General features: G+C 40.5%; 15 protein-coding genes. 7 read left to right on the forward strand and 8 right to left on the reverse strand.

Annotated features, from left to right (window positions below; translation table 11 throughout):
• Positions 1 to 116: 116 nt before the first annotated feature.
• The 5 genes from lptE (at position 117) to JR005_RS01720 (ending at position 6,521) form a co-directional block, all read left to right on the forward strand.
• A complete protein-coding gene (lptE, locus tag JR005_RS01700; RefSeq protein ID WP_104794686.1) occupies positions 117 to 644 on the forward strand; it encodes an LPS assembly lipoprotein LptE in 528 nt (175 codons plus the stop codon).
• 23 nt (positions 645 to 667) lie between these two features.
• Positions 668 to 1,657: a DNA polymerase III subunit delta gene (gene holA, locus JR005_RS01705; RefSeq protein ID WP_104794687.1), complete on the forward strand. Its 990-nt coding sequence runs from the start codon at positions 668 to 670 to the stop codon at positions 1,655 to 1,657.
• A gap of 102 nt (positions 1,658 to 1,759) precedes the next feature.
• On the forward strand, positions 1,760 to 3,112 hold the full coding sequence (locus JR005_RS01710; protein ID WP_004996047.1) for a MacA family efflux pump subunit: 1,353 nt from the start codon (positions 1,760 to 1,762) through the stop codon (positions 3,110 to 3,112).
• Positions 3,113 to 3,114: 2 nt separating this feature from the next.
• Complete coding sequence (locus tag JR005_RS01715; protein ID WP_004996045.1) at positions 3,115 to 5,106, forward strand: MacB family efflux pump subunit; 1,992 nt, start codon at positions 3,115 to 3,117, stop codon at positions 5,104 to 5,106.
• A gap of 11 nt (positions 5,107 to 5,117) precedes the next feature.
• Positions 5,118 to 6,521, forward strand: a complete 1,404-nt coding sequence (locus tag JR005_RS01720) for an efflux transporter outer membrane subunit (RefSeq protein WP_004996044.1) — start codon at positions 5,118 to 5,120, stop codon at positions 6,519 to 6,521.
• 354 nt (positions 6,522 to 6,875) lie between these two features.
• On the opposite strand, the gene JR005_RS01725 is transcribed toward JR005_RS01720, so the two are convergent.
• From JR005_RS01725 to JR005_RS01760, 8 genes are all read right to left on the reverse strand, one after another.
• A complete protein-coding gene (locus JR005_RS01725) occupies positions 6,876 to 9,119 on the reverse strand; it encodes a TonB-dependent receptor (RefSeq protein ID WP_218665484.1) in 2,244 nt (747 codons plus the stop codon).
• An 8-nt stretch (positions 9,120 to 9,127) separates the two neighbouring features.
• Positions 9,128 to 10,375 carry an MFS transporter gene (locus JR005_RS01730; protein WP_004990894.1) on the reverse strand — a complete coding sequence of 416 codons (1,248 nt, stop codon included), beginning with the start codon at positions 10,373 to 10,375 and terminating at the stop codon, positions 9,128 to 9,130.
• On the reverse strand, positions 10,354 to 10,743 hold the full coding sequence (locus JR005_RS01735; protein ID WP_004990895.1) for a hypothetical protein: 390 nt from the start codon (positions 10,741 to 10,743) through the stop codon (positions 10,354 to 10,356). Before JR005_RS01735 ends, JR005_RS01730 begins: the two co-directional genes overlap by 22 nt.
• Complete coding sequence (locus tag JR005_RS01740) at positions 10,740 to 11,375, reverse strand: GNAT family N-acetyltransferase (RefSeq protein WP_004990898.1); 636 nt, start codon at positions 11,373 to 11,375, stop codon at positions 10,740 to 10,742. The genes JR005_RS01735 and JR005_RS01740 overlap by 4 nt, the downstream gene beginning before the upstream one ends.
• A gap of 13 nt (positions 11,376 to 11,388) precedes the next feature.
• Positions 11,389 to 13,212 carry an IucA/IucC family protein gene (locus JR005_RS01745; RefSeq protein ID WP_004990900.1) on the reverse strand — a complete coding sequence of 608 codons (1,824 nt, stop codon included), beginning with the start codon at positions 13,210 to 13,212 and terminating at the stop codon, positions 11,389 to 11,391.
• Positions 13,209 to 14,687 (reverse strand): lysine N(6)-hydroxylase/L-ornithine N(5)-oxygenase family protein, encoded by a 1,479-nt coding sequence (locus JR005_RS01750; RefSeq protein WP_004996040.1) that lies wholly within the window; start codon positions 14,685 to 14,687, stop codon positions 13,209 to 13,211. Before JR005_RS01750 ends, JR005_RS01745 begins: the two co-directional genes overlap by 4 nt.
• Positions 14,680 to 16,464 (reverse strand): IucA/IucC family protein, encoded by a 1,785-nt coding sequence (locus JR005_RS01755; protein ID WP_004996038.1) that lies wholly within the window; start codon positions 16,462 to 16,464, stop codon positions 14,680 to 14,682. The genes JR005_RS01750 and JR005_RS01755 overlap by 8 nt, the downstream gene beginning before the upstream one ends.
• Positions 16,465 to 17,080: 616 nt before the next feature.
• On the reverse strand, positions 17,081 to 17,986 hold the full coding sequence (locus JR005_RS01760; protein WP_034698611.1) for a LysR family transcriptional regulator: 906 nt from the start codon (positions 17,984 to 17,986) through the stop codon (positions 17,081 to 17,083).
• A 256-nt stretch (positions 17,987 to 18,242) separates the two neighbouring features.
• Here JR005_RS01760 and JR005_RS01765 point away from each other — a divergent pair, with 256 nt between their 5' ends.
• A complete protein-coding gene (locus tag JR005_RS01765; RefSeq protein ID WP_004990910.1) occupies positions 18,243 to 18,905 on the forward strand; it encodes an RraA family protein in 663 nt (220 codons plus the stop codon).
• On the forward strand, positions 18,905 to 20,116 hold the full coding sequence (locus JR005_RS01770) for a pyridoxal phosphate-dependent aminotransferase (RefSeq protein WP_004996032.1): 1,212 nt from the start codon (positions 18,905 to 18,907) through the stop codon (positions 20,114 to 20,116). Before JR005_RS01765 ends, JR005_RS01770 begins: the two co-directional genes overlap by 1 nt.
• Positions 20,117 to 20,247 lie beyond the last annotated feature (131 nt).

Raw genomic sequence — 20,247 nt, forward strand, 5'->3', positions numbered from 1 at the left:
GAATAAACAAAACCCAAACAAAGCCCGTTGTCATTCAATGGGCTTTGAATCTAAAATGTTGTGAATTTTAAAAAATTAATGATTCCAAGTATTTTGGAATCCCATGAGGACAAAGCATGCATTTAGTTCAACGTGTTGCAGCAGTTGTATTAACTTTAGGTCTAAGTGCAGGCTTGGTGGGCTGTGGTGGTTTTCATTTAAAAGGAACTAATCCAACTGCCGCACCATTGGCTTATCAAAGGCTCAATCTTGCTTTGCCTAAAAATACCGACGAATTGGAAAAACAGCTGAGTGTTTATTTGGCTGCCGGTGGTGTTCAACTGAGCAATGCCAACGATGCCTATACGCTGCGTGTGCTTGATTATACACCGCGTCGTCAACTCCTTAATGGAAAACTCACCGAAGTTTTATTACGCTTAACTGTCACTTTTCAGATCGAAGATCACCAAGGCAATCCGATTACTGCGCCACGCACTTTAACCGCAGCGCGTAGTTATCAATATGATTTAGCGACGGTTAACACCGAAAATCAGGAAGAGACTTATCTGGATCGCATTGTGATTGATGATATTGCTCAGCAGATTGCGCGTCAGATTTCTGCCAACCGTTTACCGAAAGTTACGCCACAAAGTACATCTAACTAAATGTATCTTTGTGTTGATCGATTATGAAACTGGACTATTTACAAGCGTTAAAACGTGCCCCAGAAGCGCGTGGCGCATGGATTTTGCACGGCCAAGAACCTTTGCTTGAGCAAAATTTACTGGATCATTTTCGTAAAAGCTGGCAGCAACAAAACATTGAACGCCAGCGTTATGACATCAGCAGTGTCAATGACTGGAAAAACGTTTTTAATGCATTAAATAGTCTTTCTTTATTTTCACAGCAACTTGCCATTGAAGTACATGGCAACATCAAACCTGATGCCAATGGACTCAAACAGCTCAAAAGTTATTTACAACATAATGAGTCCAATCTCTTACTGATTGTTTTACCGAAACAAGATAGTTCAAGCTTAAAGTCGGCATTTTTTCAAACGGTTGAAGCCAATGGTGTGGTGGTTGCTTTAACAGCCACCTACCCTCAAGATCGTCAGCGTATTTTAACAATTGAAGCTGAGAAATTAGGAATTCAACTGGATTCGGATGCATGGGCATGGCTCATGCAGCATCATGAGCATAATTTATTAGCCGCAAAAAATAGTTTAATGCGGGTAAATGATACATTTCCTGAGCATTCTCTGATCCAAATTGAACAGCTTTATGCCTGTTTACAAGATCAATCTCGCTATACTACTTATGATTTAAGTGATGCTTTACTTGAAGGCAATCTGGCACAATCCATTAAAATTTTTCAGTATCTAGTTGCTTCTGGCGAACCACATAGTTTGATCTTGTGGACACTCAGTAAAGAAATGCGGCTCTTAATGCAGTTATTTGAACAACCGCAAAATGCCTTACAATTGGGAATTTGGAAAACCAAAGTTTCTCTCTATCAACAAGCATTACGCCGTTTACATCCACAACAATTTTTAAACTGGCCTAGCTTGTTATTAAAAGTCGATGCGTCTATCAAAGGTATGTCTAAAGAAAATCCAGAACATTTGATTCAGCAAGGGATTGCGGAACTCTGTGGAAAAACCTTGTTTCTCGTTTAAGACTATTCTGCACTATTGCATTAAATCAATAAAAATATTCACGTTTTATCCTTAATTCACTTTTATACTAGTGCCAAATTACGTCGAACTCCAGATATTGCTATGCCAAAAATAAAAGCCTCTAAAATGATCATTGCGGTGGTGTGCGTCGCGATTATTGCTGCACTCGCATGGACTTTTTTCAAACCAAAACAGCAACAGCCGCAGTATATTACTGAAACAGTTTCACGCGGTGATCTGGAAAATACTGTACTGGCGACAGGTACACTCGATGCCACGCGCCTAATTAGTGTCGGTGCGCAGGTGTCTGGTCAGGTCAAAAAAATGTATGTGCAATTGGGAGATGAAGTCAAACAAGGGCAACTTATTGCACAAATTGATTCGACTACTCAGGAAAATAGTTTAAAAACTGCCGATGCCAATATCAAAAATTTAGAAGCACAGCGCTTACAGCAACAAGCGAACCTGAATGAAAAGCAACTGGAATATCGTCGACAACAACAAATGTATGCACAGGATGCCACCTCAAAAGCCGAGTTAGAATCAGCTGAAGCTGCTTACAAAACAGCGCAGGCACAAATTAAAGCACTCGATGCCCAAATTGAATCGGCTAAAGTGACTCGTTCCACAGCTCAGACCAATATTGGTTATACCCGAATTGTTGCACCAACAGATGGTACAGTGGTTGCGATCGTGACTGAAGAAGGTCAAACCGTAAATGCCAATCAGTCTGCACCAACCATTGTTAAAATTGCCAAACTGCAAAATATGACCATCAAGGCACAAGTCAGTGAAGCAGATATTATGAAAGTGGAAAAAGGTCAGCAGGTTTATTTCACGACATTGGGCGATGATAAAAAACGTTATGCAACCTTACGTCAGATTGAACCCGCGCCAGACTCTATTTCGAGTGAATCGAGCAATTCATCGAGTTCTTCAAGCTCAACCAGTAGCAGTGCCATTTACTATAATGCTTTATTTGATGTACCCAATGAAGATGGTAAATTGCGTATTGATATGACAGCTCAGGTTTATATCGTACTGGATTCAGTGAAAAATGCTTTATTGGTGCCTTCTTCTGCATTATCCAGTCGACCAGCAGGCGCACAGAATCGTACAGCCCGCACTCAAACTGCGGGAGCTTCAACACCAAATGCAGAACATAAACAACGTGATAAAGACAAAAATACTCCAAGTTTTGAACGGCTGAATTTAAACGCGGAACAGAAACAGGCAGTTGCAGAGGGTAAAGCCAGCTTAAGTGTGGTTCGTATTTTACAAGCAGATGGTTCTGCTCAACCGAAACAAGTGTTGATTGGTATTAATAACCGTGTCAATGCTCAAGTCCTTGCAGGCTTAAAACAAGGTGATCAGGTCATTATTGCCGATAGCGCTGATACTTCAGCCGCTTCTGCCAATAGTGGTAATCGTCGTCGTGGACCTATGGGAATGTAAGCATGACTCAACAAGCTTTGCTTGAAGTCAGCAATCTGGTACGTGAGTTCCCTGCTGGCGATAGCACCGTTCAAATTTTAAAAGACATTAACCTTACGATTTATGAAGGTGAATTAGTTGCCATTGTCGGTCAATCAGGCTCTGGCAAATCAACCTTAATGAATATTTTAGGTTGTCTGGATCGACCAACCAGTGGTAGCTATAAAGTCAGTGGACAGGAAACAGGAAAACTCGAACCTGATGATCTGGCAAAGTTACGCCGTGAATATTTTGGATTTATTTTCCAGCGCTACCATCTACTGGGCGATTTAACGGCTGAGGGTAATGTCGAAGTGCCTGCCGTGTATGCAGGTGTCAATCCTACAGAACGAAAACAACGTGCCACCGCTTTACTCACAGAACTGGGCTTAGGCAGTAAAACCCAAAATCGTCCAAGTCAATTATCTGGTGGTCAACAGCAACGGGTTTCTATTGCTCGCGCCTTGATGAATGGTGGTGATGTCATCCTTGCCGATGAACCCACTGGTGCGCTTGATTCACATAGCGGTGTTGAAGTGATGCGGATTTTACGCGAACTCAATGCGGCGGGTCATACTGTCATTATTGTCACCCATGACATGCAAATCGCCAAAAATGCCACACGAATTATTGAAATCAGTGATGGTGAAATTGTTGCGGATCGAGCCAACGTACCTGAGTATGAAACTGAATTAAATTCTGATCCAGATGCCGCTCCTGCGCTTGCCAATAAACAAGCCAAAGGCAAAAGTGTTTCGGCCTTACGTTCTGCGCTAGATCGACTTTCAGAAGCATTCCAAATGGCATTATTGTCCATGAATGCCCATCGTATGCGTACTTTTTTGACCATGCTCGGCATTATCATCGGGATCGCATCCGTGGTCACAGTGGTTGCTCTGGGCAACGGTTCGCAAAAGCAAATCCTGGAAAATATTAGCAGTTTGGGCACCAATACCATTACTGTGTTTCAGGGGCGCGGTTTTGGTGATAACTCTAAAACAGCTAATTTTAAAACACTGGTTCCCGCCGATGCAGAGGCCTTGGCGACACAGCCTTATGTGAGTGCGGTCACGCCGATGGTCAGCACCTCAAAGACCATTCGTTATCAGGAAAATGAAGCCAATGCGACCATTAATGGTGTGGGTAATGACTATTTTGATGTAAAAGGCTTAACCTTTAAAGATGGGCAAAGCTTTGATGGACGTAGTGTGCGTGATCGTACGCAAGATGTTGTGATTGATACCAATACCCAAAAACAATTTTTTGCCGATGGCAGCAATCCGATTGGGCAAGTGGTGTTACTTGGAAGTGTACCTGCACGTATTATTGGAATTGTAGAACCGCAAACCAGTGCAATGGGCTCAGATGATACGCTAAACGTGTATATGCCCTACACCACAGTCATGAGTCGTATGTTAGGTCAAGCCAATGTGCGTAATATCATTGTGCGGATTAATGATCAATATTCCACCAGTGCTGCGGAAAATGCCATTGTGAACTTATTGACCTTAAGACATGGTCAACAAGATATTTTCACCATGAACAGTGATAGTATCCGCCAAACCATTGAAAAAACTACCAGCACCATGACCTTGCTTGTGTCTGCGATTGCCGTGATTTCACTGGTGGTCGGAGGAATCGGCGTGATGAATATTATGCTGGTATCCGTGACAGAGCGTACTCAGGAAATCGGAGTTCGTATGGCAGTTGGTGCGCGACAAAGTGATATTTTGCAACAGTTTTTAATTGAAGCAATTTTGGTGTGTTTAATTGGCGGTGTACTCGGTGTGCTGTTGTCACTGGGTTTAGGACAACTGATTAATAAAGTCGCCGCAGGAAACTTTGCTGTTGCCTATTCGACCACCTCGATTATTGCAGCATTTGTATGTTCTACCCTCATTGGTGTGGTTTTTGGATTTTTACCAGCAAAGAATGCCGCAAAACTCGACCCTGTTGCAGCGTTGGCACGAGAATAATAGGAAGCATTATGTCATTATCTAAATTAACCCCGTTATGTGCTCTCATCATTGCTTCATCTACCCTTGTTGGTTGTGCTGCTGTTGTTAAAACGCCATATCAGACACCAAGCGTGCAAACGCCACAACAGTTCCAATATGATCAAACTGCTAAAAATACAACTTTTGACCGTTATGCAGATCATTGGTGGACATTGTTTGGTGATCCACAATTGAATCAACTGGTCGATCAAGTCATTGCTAAAAACACGGACTTGGCTGTTGCTGGAATTGCAATCCAACAGGCGCGTTTAAAAGCCGGTTTAGCAGCCGATCAACAAGGCCCACGCGTCAGTTCAGGGGTTTCTGCCGGACATAGAATTGATCTCAACTCGGGTGATGACAGCTCACAAGGTTTATCTTTAAGTGCAGGTGTCAGCTATGAACTAGATCTATTTGGTAAATTGGCGCGTCAGACGGAAGCATCAAAATGGGAAGCTTTAGCCACTGAACAAGATTTACAGGCGACTGCCCAAACTTTGATTGGAACAACCGCAAAACTCTACTGGCAACTGGCTTATCTGAATGAAAGCCTAGCAACGGCGAAACAAAGTCTGGCAACTTCTGAGAAACTGTATAGTTTAGTGAATAGCCAATATAAAGCTGGCGCTGTTTCAGGTTTAGATCTGACTCAAGCCGAGCAATCGGTACAAAGTCAAAAAGCCAATTTAAGTCAAATCCAGCAAAGTCTGGTCGAAACGCGTACTGCCATCGCTGTGTTACTTCATATTCCTGTACAACAGTTAAATTTACAGGAACCACAACGTCTGCCTCAAGTCAGCTTACCGCAGATTGCAGCAGGATTACCCGCGGATATATTATCGCGCCGCCCTGATTTAAGGGCATCAGAACTACACCTACGCGAAAGTTTAGCAAACAAAGATGCCACCACTGCGAGTTATTATCCCTCTATCAATTTAACTGGAAATCTGGGTTCGAGTAGTACCTCTTTGACGGAGTTAATCAAAAACCCTGCCCTGACTTTAGGTGCTAGTTTGAGCTTACCTTTTTTGCAATATAATGATATGAAAAAGAATATTGCAATTAGTCAGTTGGATTATGAAAAAGCCATTATTCAATATCGTCAAACTTTGTATCAGGCATTTGCCGATGTTGAAAATTCTCTTTCGGCACGTACTGAGTTAAATCAACAAGTCCAATTACAACAACGTAATCTGGAACTGGCTGAAAAAGCCGAGCGTTTAACTGATGTCCGTTATCGCAATGGTGCTGTAGCGTTGAAAAACTTACTGGATCAACAAGAAACGACACGTGCAGCGAGATTAAGTTTAGTCAATACCAAACAGAATCAATACAATGCTTATGTCACTTTGATGCAAGCATTGGGTGGTTCGCCGATATCACAATTACCTTGAAGTAAAAAGCCACTTCGGTGGCTTATTTTTCTGATCAATTAATCTTCTGGATAGGAATCTTGATCTTTTAGCTTATTAGGATATTTCATTGCACTCATCTGAACAGCTTCTTCCGTTAAAAATTCATTATAGAAATCCTATTCTTTTAAATATTGAAAACCTGATTTTTCAAATATTTAATCGGCTAATTCACCAAAAATTTCATCAGATTTTTGGAAACTAAATTAGATCACCTTAATCAATTTGCGATCCTTGCTATGATCAGCACCTTATACATACAAAAAATCGAGCGAATGACTCAACTCGATTTTTTATTAAAACTTTAGACATTAAATTTTAATGTCTTAAAATCTTTTAATATTTAACGCTATAACTCAGACCGTAAGTACGACCTTGAGCTGGCAGGCTGGAAATGGCCCCATAAACAGGTACAACAGCTTGGCTATACACCGTTTTGTAATCTGTATTCCAGACATTATAAACACCAAAGCCCAATGTTCCTGGCCCAACTTTAGCATTTGCGATTACATCCATCACTGCATAACCTTTAATTTTAGTTGCTGTATTTGGGCGAACATTTGCATTATAAGTTGCTTCTAGTGAATCGTTATAGGCTTTATTAGATCCCTTGATTGCGAGAGTCTGTACGCGAAGACTATTACCATTACCATCATTCCATTCACCAAAGACTGTTCCCTTAACTGGTGAAATCTGTAATGCATTTAACTCACGCCATTCATTACTTGAGTCTTTATATTGACCACGGGTATAGCTCAATGTTCCACCTACAGTAAATTGTTCAACCACTGGAACAGTAATATTTGCTTCAGCACCATAAATGCGTTGGTCAGTGTCTGCAACCGTTACAGTACGATCAGTATTAAATTGAACAACTTTATCTGAAGTATTATAAAAACCAGTTAGACCCAGATTTAGGCCATCCTCTCCTTGTAAACGCCAGCCTAACTCATAGCTATTAACGGTAATTGGATCAACATTCCCTGAACGAACAACATAACTTGCTGAGACATCACGTAAAACACGTTGAATATCTGGCAAACTAAAACCTTGTGAGAAGTTAGCAAAAACTTGTTGTTGATCATTGAATTTATATACTGCCCCCAAATTAAACAGGGTCTTATCATGATCAACAGAACCCGCTGCTACAGAAGCAACTGGTTGACCAAGTAAATCACCTTGAATCGCAACAACTGTAGGTTTAAATGATTCAGTATCACTATCAATACGTTGATAACGAATCCCTGCTTGAAGATTCAAAGCATTGCTTACTTCATAATTACTTTGAATAAATGCACCAAGATTTTTAATAGTAGCCTCTGGACCAAAATCATAACTGCGCCCAGTGCTAGTATATTTTAAACCGTTATTACTAAAACTATAAAGATCAGCAGTTTGCTTATCCTTTTCATGGTCATAATCTATACCATAAGTTAAACCTAGATTACGATTCGCAACATTGAACTTTGAGGTTACTGCCGCTCGAATACCTGTAACATCAATATCTGATTCAGACTGATATGCCAAATAATAGTTATACGGAATAAAGTTAGTTAATAATGCAGGAAAAAATCGTGCTTTTTCATTACGATAGTACGTTTCAATATTCAATTCTTGACCTAGAAAGTCTGTATTTTGATATTGCGCATTGACCGAATAACGCTTTGTAAATGGCTGATCATCTAACTCAAGACCTTTGATTGCTTTTAAGCTCGGTTGCGCCCCTCTCAATACAGCATAATTTGGACCATAATCTGGACCATAATCAGAGTCTTGCTTATCTTCATAATACTGTGTACCAAAACTTAACTTCTGATTATTGGTCATTTGCCAACTTAATCGTCCATTTACATCAACAGTTTTGGTATCTTGTCGATCAGTCTGTGCAATTTCAGGCCCAATTCTGTCACCATGACTGTCCTGAATCTCACCGCGTTGCGTATAGCCAGCACCTAAAAATCCACTCAGATCATCCTGTTTAAAAGCGACAGATTGGTATGCTTCATATGCCAATGCATCGTGATTAAAATTATTACCTGAAGTCACACCCAGCTTTGTTTCAAAATTTAGCCCATCTTTTGCAGCCTGTTTAGTAATAATATTAATAATACCGCCTGTCGCTCCAGAACCATAAATACTCGAAGCTCCAGAAACAACCTCAATCTTTTCGATGGAACTTGGGCTAATGCTATTTAGCTGACGCGATACATCTCTTGAGCCGGTTAAAGCTACGCCATCTACCATGACTAATACTTGGCGTCCACGCATGGTTTGACCATAGTTACTGGTCGTGCCACTACTTGGGCTAAGTGAAGGAATCAATTGAGCCAAAATATCGGCAATTTTCCGACCCGCGGCGGCTTGTTGTTGAATTTGAGCCTGATCAATCGATTGCACTGTCCCCGCGATTTCAGCAATACTTTGTGCTGAACGTGTCGCAGTGGTGACGATTGGTGCTAACTGTTTGGTGGTCTGTACAGGCTGCTGTGTATCCCCCGATACTTGTGTATCAGCGTAAAGCTGACCGCTTACAGCAAGACTTAATACAGTAATAGATGTAGCAAATGAACGATGTTTCATGATAATCCCTAAATAAGAGTGGGGTTCGTTTTTGATTTTCTAACAATCATCTGAGACAAAATGACACTTAAAACTGAAGCAATGGCAAGCACGATATAAAAATTGCCATACCCCAATCCTTTGGCTAAAAAGCCAGAAAAAGCACCTCCTAAGAAATAAACCAGCAACTCAAAACACACCAGAATGGTAAAGTCAGTACCCGCCTGTTGTTTTGAACTGTTCTGCATGAAATACGCATAGAGAGCCGTCATGGCGATATAACGAATCGCCAAAATGACAATCACAAATAAACCCAATAAGCCGTGCCAGACGTCAAACCAACTGAGTAAAATAGCGATGCCAATGACGGCATAGACAAAAGTTCTTAACCAACCCGCCCAGATCAAAAGCTGGGTTGCTGCCAATTTTTTGAGTAAAAATGCCGCCGTTACCGCAGCCAATAATCCGACTAATGCGCCAAATACCGACATCAACACCCCGATTTCAGTCAAAGACCATTGCTGATCTATCAGCATAGGATTGAGCATGGCCATGGCAGGTGCTTCAACAAAGCGATAACATAGGATTAGTAGCAAGGCCCAACGAATTTCTGGGCGTTTAAAGGCATTTTTTAAACTTGGTGGTTGTTTGAATGTCGTCTGCTGTGGACGTTCTTTAATTTGCGATATGGCCAACATCGTGAGCGCGGTTAATACCGCCAAAGTCAGCAAGGCAGCTTGCCAGCCATAATGTTGATAGAGCCATAAGGTTGCAGCACCACCAATCATACTGCCTAAAGCCACGCCGATACTTTGTGCCATACTGCCCAAACGATATTCAGACTCAGCTAATGTCTCGACGGTATAACCATCAATCGCAATGTCCTGAGTGGCAGCAAAAGTAGAAATCCACAAACCTATAATTACAAAGATCCAGATCCCATAATTAAACTGAGTCATCGCGAGCATGATCACTCCTGCAACTAATGCCAGTTGCGTAAACAACAGCCATGTTTTACGTTTGCCCAGTTTTTTCAGATAAAAACGATCCAGTACGGGTGCCCAGAAAAATTTAAAAGCCCACGGAATATAGAGCAGTGACAACATGCCAATCCAACGTAGATCAACCCCTTGATGTCGCAAAATGGCAGGCAATGCCACATTGTAAAAATACAATGGTAAAGCATGCGCTAGATATAAAATGACAATTACGCCCAGTCCCAATGCCGAGACTGCTGTGATTTGTTTTTGGTTTGTTATGTGATTTGCGTCTTGCATAATGACCTCTGCACGGCCCAATCCAGTGCATCTGTTTTAGATAAACTTACAAAATAAGGCACTTGCCAAGCCTGCTGTAAAGCTGGTGTATCCAGACGAATACGATCATCTTCATCCTGTGCAATACGAGCCAATCCCAAACAATATTGGAAAAAAAGTGACTTATAGCTTTTGTACCAACGTGACTGAATTTCCCGATAATCCTCGGGAAATTCAGTCTGTGGTAAGGTTTGCATAATGAGGACAAAAGCACGTCCTTGATCCAGAAAAACCTGTATCTGCGACAGCCAATCTTCAAATTCCTGACTCGACACCTGACCTGAAAACTGCATATCAAGAATCTGGATATAATGACTACTTAAGCTCATGAGCTATATTCTGCCGCTAGATTTTGTTTCTTAACTGATTGCGAGCGAATCAGATCATCTTCAAATTTGTTATAAAATTTATCGCGATAGCAGTAATACAGCATTGCTGTTTTTTCAGCCATTGGAATCAAGCGCTGCGCTTCATAGCATAGTTCTTCTACAACCGCCGCATAGGGTTTAACGGTATGATCAGGTTCACCCACGATCTTGATCGATTGAGCATGTTCAAAAATATAAAAACTTAATAATCGAATGGTCGGACGTAAATATCCTTTACCAAAAGCTGATTTTTCACCAAACAGCAAATGCCAACCCAAATCATGCTCGTGACCATCATAATAGCGCCCCAAACGATCACGCTTGCCTTCATAAATTTCGGTATAACCGACATCTTGCCCATCAATGCCAACAATTAATAAGCGTTGATGATCATCAGCCAGCATTTTGTCAAAATAAACCTGTAGCTCTAATTCAGTTTTGTTGAGTTGCCATTGTGGAATCACATGCGGTTCATGCATCCATTTATGTAGTAGGGCTATATCCTGTGGATATTGCACCTGACGCAAATAATATTGAGTGCCTTCTTCAAAATATTCATAATAATCAGGAAGCTGACTTGAAATCGTATTCATTTTTATCTCATCACTAGGCAATTTGAATGTCTTTAGATTCGGTTTGGAGCTGACGCTTCCAGTCTGCTAATGTTTTTTCACTGACAGGATTTGGAATAGGATCAAGAAAAACAGGAACAGGACGTTCTGCTTCATCGTTATAACTTGTGGTAAATAAGCGCACCCGATTAAGACAAATTTTTTCGAACTCAGGACGCAGCATGGCGAACTTTTCAATTCTTTCTGATAATTCTGGATGTGATTGATGCAAATCCAGAATACTGTTTTGGATGGTTTGCCAGAAATCCAGCTCGCTATATTCTGAAAAATCCTCTAAAAACACATTACAGATATAGCGGTAATGCACCATGAATAAGCCAGTAAAGATAAAATGGCTCAGCTCTAATGCACTGTGACGTAATAAAATATTCCCTTCTTCAGGTAAAGCATTAAGCTCAGGGAAATCTTCATCAACCAAATTCACATCATCAATAAAATCTTTAAGAACTAAAGCTTTGGGCACACCATTTTCATGTACCAACATGGTATTTTCGCCATGTGGTGAAAATGCCAATCCATAACGATAAAGACAGATCAGAAGCGGCGTCAAACACACCTTTGCGAACTGCGCCAACCAGTCTAGCGGCTTTAACTGAGATGCTTCGATTAAAGTCTGAAGGACGGAACGGCCAGATAAATCGCGGTGCAATAATGCGGCTTGTGACAATACTTGCTGATCGGAAGAAATATACGGATCAATACTTTCTCGCCATAAACAGCCAAACAATTCTTTAAACTGATATGGCACGCCATCTATACGATCGAAACATGGCTGATGAATGGTTAAAGTCGCAACTTCTCCCAAAAACACCACTCCACTTGCTTGCAAGTCTGAATCATTCGCTAAAATACTTTTAAGCCAACCTGTCACAGCAGGTGCAGCCAAATTTCGTTTTGAAGGTAAGCCTCGATAAACTGCCGTATTAAAAATACTGACGGGAAGCTTAATATAATGCCGTTTCGGGTTAGAAATATTACATAGAGTTCTAATCGATTGCATCGGTACAAAACTGTCTGAGCTGATATCCAGTTCAACGATTTTTTGATCGACAATTTCATTGGCATAAGTTGCCACTAACCATTGATGCCATTGCCATGCATGTACAGGAATGAGGTAATAATCTTCGACACTCAAACCCTTTTCAGATAGTTTTTGCGCGAAGTGTTGTAGCTCTTTGGCATCAAATTCATGCTGATAGAGTTCTGCTGCACTCCAGTTTGAGCTAAAACGATAATTGGCCAGATCACGATGCACTGCCAGCCACAACACTTTCACTTCAGGCGACAATTCAGGTGCAGCATTGAGATAGTCATCATAGCCAAAGCCCATACGGCCTTTACTCATGATGAGCCACGGATGTCCACGTAACATTCCTTCAATTCGATGATGCGATTCCGTTAAAATAGCTTCGCTATTTAAGCGTTTTTCATCGAAAAGATGTGCTTCTGCCAACCAAGTATTATTCATTTCCTTGATCAGATAAGCTTGGGTAAATGGTTTAACCTGAGTCGCTTGCGCTGCTGCAACGATAAACTCATGTAAATTCCATGCTGCTTGATGATTGAGCTGAGTTAAATCACGAACAGATCCTGACTGAATATTCCAGTGACCTAATAAATAGCGATAACCATTAAATTGATAAGTTCGGTCTGCCAACTGTAATTGATACAATCCATTGCCTAATGATTCAACGTCGATAATTTCTTCATATAAAAATTCAGCAATCGCCATTTCAATTAAACGCTGTCCAGCCGCTCTCCATTGCTGCTGGTTAATTTGTAACTGTGCAAAACTCATAGGGATTTCTCGTACTGAAAAACATGGGACAAGACTTGTTTCAGCTTGGATTTATTTCTTTGAAGATGCAGCAGATGGTTTGTGGGACGACGATATTGACTCACCTCCACTCCTCTGTGATCTGATTTGTCCTGACAAGTCTCAACCATGTTTGTGACAGAATGGGTAAATTGAATATTTGGATTTTGACTCAAATCGAAATGTTGGAACGTTTGCGGCTGATCACCTAACTCATACAGAGTCTGCTGAACCAGTTGATTGGCAATCACTGCCGAACGATAAGCGCCCAACCCTAAGTCTGGCGTACCCACACCATGACTATGCATTTCCTGATTTTGCACAAAAATATTTCCGCAGGCTGAATGTACAAGCTGATAATCCTGAGTAATCTTCCAGCGATGTTTCGAATCTCGTTCAATCAGCGGCGAGATTTTTTCCATAAAACTTAACTGGGGGGTACGATAACCTGTAGCTGCAATCACATGATCAGCATCTAAGTAAAACGCCTGCTGCGTGGTCTTATGTACAAAATGCAAACGGATTTGTCCATTTGTTAAAGATATCGCATCGATTAACTCGCAACTATTATGCAAATGAGTCGCAAAAGGCTGTGCAGAAATGCTGCGCTGATAGAGTTTGTGATAAATCTCACGAATGGTTTTGGCACTAATGCCTTTATAAAGCAGAGCTTGTTGAGCCAATTGACTGCTCTTCACTTTTTCATCAAGTTGATAAAAATGTTGCAGATAATCTGGACTAAAATGCTCCAGACCCAACGGTGCATATTCCATCGGGAAAAAACCACTGGAACGGGTAAACCAATGCAATTCAATATTTTGATCTGGCCAATTATTTTGCAGCTCAAATAAATCCAGAAATACTTCAGCCGCAGACTGTCCAGATCCTAAAACAACGACATTTCCATTTAAATCAGCTTTATTTTTAAACAGATAGTGCGCCGAGTGTAAGCATTGTTCAGGACGAATTTCTGCAATAGCTGATAAGCAAGCGGGTAAATGAGGAACATGACCCGTGCCAATCACAAGTTGTTTACAGCGATAATGCTGCTTAACACCCTGCTGCTCAACAGTGACCTGAAAACCAGAAGCTAAGGCTTCAATGCCCACGACTTTAGACTGATATTGAATGTGATCGAGTTGCGCCGCAACCCACTGGCAATATTGATTATATTCTCGTCTTGGAATATGCGACTGTTCAAGAAAATAAAATTTATATAGCCGTTGCTGATGTTTTAAATAATTTAAAAAGCTATAAGGACTGGTAGGATCAACCATCGACACCAAATCTGCCATGAACGGCACTTGCAACATGGTGTTAGGTAGTTGCATACCTGCATGCCAGTCAAACTGATCTTTTTGCTCAAAAAATAAATAGTTCAGTTTGGTTTTGTCTTGCAGCAAACTGGCTAAACTTAAATTAAAAGGGCCTAAACCAATACCAATAAAATCAAGCATAGAGTAAATCCTCTTGTTTGATCATCAGTGGATTCGGTAGTTCAACATACACAGATTGATGCTCAACAGGTGCAATCAACTCATCCAGTTCATGCAACCGAGTCAGCAAATTGCCCTTATAAGGCAGGCTGTCTTTGTACAACAAACCTTTTAACAATGAACTTTGCGGATATTGCGCTAATAATGCGATTAAGGTTTTTTGCAGATATTCGAGTAAATCATCTTCAGACACATAGCCCGTCGCAGCAATCGCATTCATCAACCCAAACAAGGTATTGCCAAAGAAATAATAACTGAAACGTTCATCCACAAAGCTTTGTGGTCCAACTGCATGCGCTTTTTCATTGAGTTCGGGAAACTGGTGAAGTACTTTCTCGGCCAATTCCTCGATATAATAAAAACCCTGATTATCACGTAACCAGATATTTTTGGGCTTAAAGTTCTCAAGTTCCACCAAAACATTTTGCTGATGTGACTCAAAAGCCATGCCATATTCATGGTAGAGATACATCAATGGTTTTAGGCTAATTTCTAGAAAGTCATGAAACCAATTCATTGCAATTTGTTGATGGGTAAATGACGGATGCTGCTGACTGATTTTGTCAAATAAAGCATTAAAACGATTCAGCGGTTTAGTGGGATGATCCTGACACAACGAGGCGATACAGGTAATCTGATCATTGCGGTTAAAAGGCTGCTCTCTAAAAATACAAATACTTTCATTAATGATTTCATCATCCAGTCGTAGCGCAATCCATGCAGGATCATTCACCGCTTTAAGGGTGGGACAATGTTTCAGTATTTGTTTACCTAAAACGCTATGCCATAACCGATGTGTCAATTCCCCCCGATGACATTCTTTAGCCAGATTGATCCGAATTGAATTGGTAATCATCACTGACAATGAGGGTTTAAGCATCCACGGCGATGAAAAACTGGCCAGTGTTCGCACGGAAGTGGTTGGATAAAAATCGACCCCTTGTAAGCCAAGATCAATCAATCTCGTTTTTTGCTTCAGCTGACCGTACCATTTCTTACTTTGCAAATAACGGGCTTGCCACGGATGTAAAGGCAATAATTTATAATGCGGGTAGTTTTCTAAAAGACGTCCATCCGCTTCAGACGTGTGCCATTTCAAATAATCTTTAAGCTGATTAGAAATGAGTTGCCCTTCTGCACTCCCTTCGGCAATCGAATCTGGATGAACCAACCAGAAATGAAGTGGCGTTTTCCCTTGATATTCAGGCGAAAATTTATGCCAATCTTCATGAATAAAACCTGTACGGCTTTTCGGTGCTGGATGCATACTGTGTCCCAACAACAAAGCTTGTTCAGACTCGATAAAATTTTGTTCTGCATCAATTAAAGCATCTAAGTTCTGTGATCGATGGTTTAAAAACTGCTGCAAGGCATCACGACTTTGTATCCATCGCTCAATGAGTGATGCCGCATCTAATTTATTGGTTTCATTTAAAATTAATTCTTCCAATAAAATGGTGGCAATCGCCACCATACTTAAATCACGAAATTGATGATTGATCCATAACTTTGGCAGTGCGGCCAGACGATGTCGACCCACTCGACTAACATAAGATAAAGCAACCAGTACTTGAGCATTTAAGCTTTCAACTGGAATTACAAGTAAGGTCAAGCCTTGGCTAAACACTTGTTGGAGAGAGTTTTGTTGAAAGTTTTCGAGTAAATGCCCTTTACCAGTTTCCTGCGTATAAGCATTGACGAGATGTTGCATCGCCAAACGATTGGCAAGCTCTTTCATCGGAAGATCCTCTAAGATAGAGTAAAGTAAGTGATTTTTGACGAATCACTGACATTAGCTTTTGATTTTTCTTAAACAGCACACTGCTTAAAGGCAGTAAAAACAAAATAATGATAATAATTAACATTTATATTTGCAATTTATTGAATTTTTATTATAATTTGGTAAATTTCATATAAGCATTTGATATTTTTATCTATTATTAATTTTATGAGTCAACGATTATTTGACATTTCTCATGATATAAAACTATTAAATTTTGACTCGGGATTGGGATTCTTGATTAAAATTCCATACAAAAACAAGGGATTAAATTTTTTGAAAAAATTAGAAGCATGATTAAGTTCTTCATATATTTCCATAAAATTCATTACATGCACGGGGTTTGAGTGAATATGAGTGGTTGGTATTTATTGATAGCTTAGATTCGAAGCCTATAAAAACCTATAAAAATATAAAAACCATAATCAGTTCTGCTCTTGGCTAGACATATTCAGCATACACCGATCGATCACGGCAAAAATTACAGTTTTTCTGCACCAATTGCTCATCCGATCATTCAATTTAAGCCTATGAATTAGTCAAGTTTTAGAACATTCATAATGAATCATGAAAGCTATCCAATTAAAAACTTGTCAAAATGACAGGTTTTTACCGCAATATCTGCAATCTCTGGAACAATCCCTGAATCACGGTCAGAACGATAAATTGCACTGTATTTAATGAGGGGTAATCTTGGCGTGAAATTTAAAATTCTTAATTTGTCGCTATTAATTAAATGTTCTAAAGGCTTTAATGGCAAATAAGTAATGCCCATTCCTGAAATGGTCAGACCTAATTGCGCCATTAAACTATTACAAATAATATTTTTATTTAAAGTAATTTTTTGCGATAAAAAATAACGCTCATAAATCAAGCCTGTACCCGAAGTTGCGCCTTGAACAAAAAATGAAAATTTCTCGCGACTGGCTTGTTCAAAATCAATATTTTTATTTTTTGGAATGAGTTTTGGTGAACACATCCAGACATTTTCCACACTTTTAAGGGGAAGTGATTTTAATCGAACATCATCATACATATCAGGCGCAATAATAATATCGAGCTGGTCATTAATAATATTTTCAAATAAGACCCGACTGACTTCAACGGTCGGCTCAATATGTACTCTTGGATAAATTTGTCGGATCTTTTCAATAAAATCTGGTAGCCATGTCATGGCGGTTAATTCAGTGACCCCTAAACGCAAACGACTGATCAACACTTTTTTATCGCTGACTTTTTCGAGCATGGCATCGCGGCGTTCCAAAATTTCCTGACAATAAATCAGAAGCTCCCTGCCCTGTTCAGTGAGTTTGGCATTACGATTACTTCGGTCAAAAATTTCGATATCAAATGAGCTTTCAAGCTCATGGATACGTTTTGAAATCGCAGACTGTGACATGTGCAATTTATCTGCTGCCGCTTCAAAACCACCTAACTTACAAATCCAAGTCAGTGCTTCCATTTGTTTAAACGTGATCATATTGATTTCCTTCTGGATGAGATCAACATAAATCCTTTAATCACGGATAGCAAATAGCCAGAACTTAATGGACAAGTTTTAATATGAATAAGACACTGTTTTTATTTACAAAAAAATATTTAAAAAAATTAAACATGAAAAAAAGTGTTTTAAAAATATAGATAAATATCGCTAAAAATATTATTTAAGCATTGCTAGTATCAGCTCAAGAGGAAAAATCATCTTCAATGGATTTTGAGAATTAGAGGATACCACCATGTCATTACCCGGCAGTATGATTCACCCCGCAGCAACGCCACTGACTCAGCAAGAACGTCAACAATTTGTTGATGTCGTGACGCCTCATCTCAGCGACAACATGAACCGAAATGTCGGTATTCATGGTCTACAACGCTTTAATAAAACAGGGAAACTGATCGGAACTGCACTCACCGTAAAAGTCCGTGGCGGAGATAACCTATTGGTATATAAAGCCATGACCATGTTGCAAGACGGTCATGTTTTGGTGATTGATGCTCAAGGCGATGAAAATAACGCGATTATTGGCGAACTGATCAAATTAGACTGCATCCGTCGTGGCTGTGTTGGTTTTGTGATTGACGGCGCAATTCGTGATGTTGCCAGTTTTGAAAATACACCATGTTATGCCCGTTCGATTACTCATCGCGGCCCATTTAAAACAGGCCCAGGTGAAATTAATGTACCTGTTATTGTCGGTGGTCAAATTGTTAATCCCGGTGACATCATCGTCGGCGATGAAGATGGTGTGGTGTCTTTCCCTTATGCACATAAAGATGAATTACTTGCCTTAGCCGCCAAACATGCAGACAAGGAAAATAAAGTCAAAGAAATGATCGCATCGGGCGTTGAGAATCAGTCGTGGTACATGGATCTGCTTCGTGAAAAGGGATATCTCTGATGAATGCTATGAATTTTATCTCCCAGCGCTTACAGATGATCAAGCCATCACCAAGTATTGCTGCCAATGATCTGGTCAATAAATTACGCGCAGAAGGTAAAGATATTATTAACTTTACCATTGGTGAACCTGATTTCGATACGCCTGAGCACATTATGCAAGCAGCGATTGAAGCGATGCGTAAAGGTGATACCCATTATACCAACGCAGCAGGTACAGTCGCAGTACGTCAGGCAATTAGTGAAAAACTGAAACGCGATAACCAGCTTGATTACAGCATAAATGAGATCGTATGTGGCAGTGGTGGTAAGCCGCTTATTTTTCATGCTTTTGCAGCAACGCTAGATGTACAGGATGAAGTGATTATTCATGCACCTTACTGGGTATCTTATCCTGATTTGGCTACCTTGAATGACGCGACGCCCGTGGTGATTGAAGGACGTCAGGACAATGGTTTTAAGCTTACAGCCGAAGATCTTGCACCAGCCATTACCGAAAAAACCCGTTGGGTGGTGTTGAATTATCCAAACAACCCAACAGGTGCAGTGTATTCCAAACAGGAACTTGAAGCTTTAGCAGAACTGCTGAGAAAGTATCCTCATGTCCTGATTATGCTGGATGAAATTTATGAATTTTTCGTTTATGACGATTATCAGCATATTTCACTGGCTCAGATCGCACCTGATTTAAAAGATCGTATTTTGATTATTAATGGTGCTTCAAAAGGTTATGCCATGACAGGCTGGCGTATAGGTTACGCCGCTGGGCCAGAATGGTTAATCAAAGCCATGACCAAACTGATCTCACAAACTACGACTTGCCCAAGCTCGGTCAGCCAAGCTGCCGCAGTAGCTGCATTTGTAGGTGATCAACAGCCCATTTATGACATGCTGGAAATCTATAAAACACGTCGTCAGCGTGTGGTCGAGTTGCTTCAACAAATTTCTGGTTTTGATTTTGAACCGCCGCAAGGTGCATTTTATGTCTTTGCCAATGTTGCAGGTCTGATTGGTAAAGCCACACCTCAAGGGCAAGTGATCCAGTCTGATGCCGATGTCGTTGAATATTTACTGCGCGAAGGCGGTGTCGCAACGGTCAGTGGTCAGGCTTATGGCATGTCCCCATTTATTCGTCTTTCTTTTGCAAGCTCAATCGAAGTGATTGAAGAAGGATGTCAACGGATCAAGAATGCGGTTGCAAAACTCGCTTAATCGTATTCTTTATTATTAACGATGTTGAGAGCATAACCACGATGTCAAACTAATCGAGCCGATGCAGGTATGGAGAGGCCGTCACGGATGACAGCGCAACACTTTATGCTCTCACCCCTACTCCTTTTGGG

Origin of the sequence: Acinetobacter sp. Colony158 (assembly GCF_019264745.1) — a bacterium.
Classification (GTDB): Bacteria; Pseudomonadota; Gammaproteobacteria; order Pseudomonadales; family Moraxellaceae; genus Acinetobacter; species Acinetobacter ursingii.